Origin of the sequence: Streptomyces sp. NRRL F-5122, assembly GCF_001507435.1 — a bacterium.
GTDB classification, from domain to species: Bacteria; Actinomycetota; Actinomycetes; order Streptomycetales; family Streptomycetaceae; genus Streptomyces; species Streptomyces lannensis.
On the sequence record NZ_LMWH01000047.1, the window covers coordinates 1 to 2781 of the forward strand.

Sequence of the window (2781 nt, forward strand, 5' to 3'; positions counted from 1 at the left end):
GTGGAACTCATCGGCGGAGTCCGCTTCCCCGCCATCGGCGAACTCCCCTACCTGCTCACCCTCGCAGGCCACGGCTTCTACTGGTTCCGACTCCGCAAGGACCCCGTGTAGTGCCCCGGGCGGGGCGGTTTCCACCGCCCCGCCCGGGGCACGCAGCCAGTGACACCCCGACCGCCCCCCGGGGAAAGGACGCACGCCATGCCGGAAGCCGTCACCCACCCCGCCGCAACCCAGCCCGGTCTGCTCGCCTCCCTGGACCCGTTGCTCAGGGAATGGCTGCCGCGTCAGCGCTGGTTCGCGGGCAAAGGCCGCCCCGTCACCGGGTTCTCCCTGGTGGCGGCCACCGAACTGCTGCCGCCCGGGGGCACGCTGAGCCTGCTCCATCTGCTCGTGCGGGCCCATCAACCCGACGTGCCGACCCAGGGTGCCGTGCCGCACCCCGGCGACTGCTACCAGCTGCTGATCGGGGTGCGCGAGGCACTGCCGCCGCGGCTGGCGCCCGCACTCATCGGGCACCCGGAGGACGGACCGCTCGCCGGGCGGACCGTCTACGAGGCGCTGTACGACGCCCGGGCCACGTCCGTCCTCCTGGAGGCGATCCGCAGCCGGGCCCGTATCGGCCGGCTGCGCTTCGAGGGGGACGCGCAGCAGACGATAGGGGAAGGACTGACCCCGCGGGTGGTGACCGCGGAGCAGTCCAACTCCTCGGTCGTATACGGAGATACGTTCATCCTCAAGCTTCTGCGGCGCCTCGTCCCGGGCACCAACCCGGACCTGGAGCTTCCGCTGATGCTCGCGCGCGAGAACAGCCCCCGGGTGCCGGCGCCGGCCGGCTGGCTGCTGGCCGACCTCGACGGGCTCGACGACTCCTATGTCCTCGGCGTGCTCCAGCCCTATCTGCGCGGTGCGACCGACGGCTGGGAACTCGCGCTGCGCGAAGTGGCCAAGGGCGAGGACTTCACCCGGGAGGCGCGGGCACTGGGGCGGGCGACGGCCGAGGTGCATCTGGCGCTGGCTCGCGCCCTGCCGACGGTCACCCTCGGCCACGCCCGGATACGGCTGCTCGCCGACGGCATGATCGAGCGTCTGGACGCGGCGGCACAGGCGGTGCCCGCGCTGCGGCCGTACGCACCCGGGCTGCGCTCCGCGTTCGAGGCGCTGGCCGACCTCGCCGCCGAGGGGCATGTCTGGACCGCCCAGCGCATCCACGGCGATCTGCACCTGGGCCAGTGCCTGCGCTCCCCGTCCGGCTCCTGGTCACTGATCGACTTCGAGGGCGAGCCGTCCAAGCCGCTGGCCGAGCGGCGGATGCCGCAGCCGACGGTACGGGACATCGCGGGGATGCTCCGCTCGTTCGACTACGCCGCGCACTCGGCCGGGCCCCCGGCAGCGGACTGGGCCGACGTCTGCCGGGCCGCCTACTGCTCCGGGTACGCGGACGTCGCGGAGCACGATCCACGCACCGAACCGGTCCTGCTGCGCGCGTACGAGACGGACAAGGCCGTCTACGAGGTCGTGTACGAGGCCCGGCACCGCCCCGACTGGCTGCCCGTGCCGATGGCCGCGATACACCGCCTGTCCGCCGGCGTCACACCGTGAACCACCAACCCCTGCCGAGGAGGCCCCGTCCGTGACCCCCCGTCCTCCGTCCGACGACAGTACGAAGAACAACGGCGACGGTCCGAAGAAGACCGGTGTGAAGAAGACGACCGCCGAGAAGAAGGCGGCAGCCGCCGCCGGGAAGTCGGCGGCCGGCAAGAAGAAGGCGGTGGCGAAGAAGGCGGCGACCGGAACGCAGAAGGCGACGGCCGCGCTGAAGAAGGCCGCGGCCGAACGGACCGGGGCCCAAACGGCGCCTGCGAAGAAGGCGGCCACCAAGAAGGCGACGGCGAAAAAGGCTTCCGCCAAGAAGGCGGCCCCGATGAAGACCACGGCGGGGACGGCCGCCGCCGCCCCGATCGCCGCCGCACGGACCGCCGAAGCGGCTCCGGCGAGGAAGGCTGCGGCCAAAAAGGCGGGCGCAAGAAAGGCAGCGGACACGAGGACCTCGGCACACCGGGGTTCCGCCAGCGGTCTGTCCGGCCCGGCATCCCCCGTCGGGACCCGCGCGGCCCGCCCGGCCACGGTGCCGATGGCACGTGAGGCGGTCGAGCAGGACACACCGGCGGCCCCCGTGGCCGGGGCGGCTCCGGTACCGACCGGCGCTGCGGGGCAGGACGTGGTCCTCTCGCCCGCCGTCGCCGCTCAGGACCGTGAACGGCTGCTCGCCGGCACCCACCACGATCCGCACGGGGTGCTCGGCGCGCACCCGGTGCCCGGTGGGGTCGCTTTCCGGGCCTTCAGGCCGTACGCGCTCTCCGTCACCGTCGTCGCCGACTCCCTGCGGGCCGGGCTGCACGACGACGGTGACGGCTTCTTCTCCGGGCTGCTGCCGCTTCGGGACGTCCCGTCGTACCGGCTCCTCGTGGAGTACGAGGGCTCGGTCCAGGACACCGAGGACGCCTACGCCCTGCTGCCCACCCTCGGTGAGTTCGATCTGCACCTGCTCGGCGAGGGCCGGCACGAGGAGCTGTGGCGGGTGCTCGGCTCCCACCCGATGACCCACCAGGGTGTGACCGGCACCCGCTTCTCGGTGTGGGCGCCGAACGCCCGGGGCGTTCGCGTGTCCGGTGATTTCAACTTCTGGGACGGGACCGGCCACCCGATGCGTTCGCTGGGCTCGAGCGGTGTCTGGGAGCTGTTCGTGCCGGGCGTCGGTGAGGGCGCGCTCTACAAGTACGA

General features: G+C 72.8%; 3 protein-coding genes. All 3 read left to right on the forward strand.

Annotated features, from left to right (window positions below; all coding sequences use genetic code 11):
* Window positions 1-111 (forward strand): alpha-glucosidase C-terminal domain-containing protein (locus tag ADL25_RS45830; protein WP_159044899.1); only part of this gene is annotated, 111 nt, incomplete at its 5' end.
* Between the two features lie 87 nt (window positions 112-198).
* A complete protein-coding gene (locus tag ADL25_RS07685) occupies window positions 199-1599 on the forward strand; it encodes a maltokinase N-terminal cap-like domain-containing protein (protein ID WP_059126897.1) in 1401 nt (466 codons plus the stop codon).
* A 31-nt stretch (window positions 1600-1630) separates the two neighbouring features.
* Window positions 1631-2781: GlgB N-terminal domain-containing protein (locus ADL25_RS07690; protein WP_420711339.1), on the forward strand; the 1151-nt coding region annotated here is incomplete at its 3' end.